1 pseudogene is annotated in these 311 nt (G+C 61.1%); it reads right to left on the bottom strand.

The annotated features are described in order from the left end of the window. A pseudogene (locus LD110_RS23460) lies at window positions 1–311 on the bottom strand (carbohydrate ABC transporter permease); the annotation flags it as partial.

Here is a 311-nt window from a genome sequence, read left to right as displayed (position 1 = left end):
AGGGTTTCGAACGGCACAATGAGGGTGGCGATGATGAGGGTGAGGATGATGCCTTTGCCGCGGACCTTCATGCGGGAGAGCGCGAAGGCCGCCATCGAGTTGATGATCACGCCCAGGACGACCGTGATGACGGAGACGCCGACAGAGTTGATGAGGAACCTCGCGGCCGGAACCCGGTCAAAGACGCCGGCGTAGTTGTCCAGCGAGAGATGCCCGACGGGTAGGAACGCGGCGATGGAGGACATGTCGCCGAAGATTTGCTGGTCCGGCTTGAGCGAGGACACGAACATGAACAGCAGCGGGAAGCTGAA

Source organism: Arthrobacter sp. M4, from assembly GCF_020251205.1.
Taxonomy (GTDB): domain Bacteria; phylum Actinomycetota; class Actinomycetes; order Actinomycetales; family Micrococcaceae; genus Arthrobacter.
The sequence above is the reverse complement of the archived record's forward strand: the minus strand, read 5'-3'. Positions and strand labels throughout refer to the sequence as shown.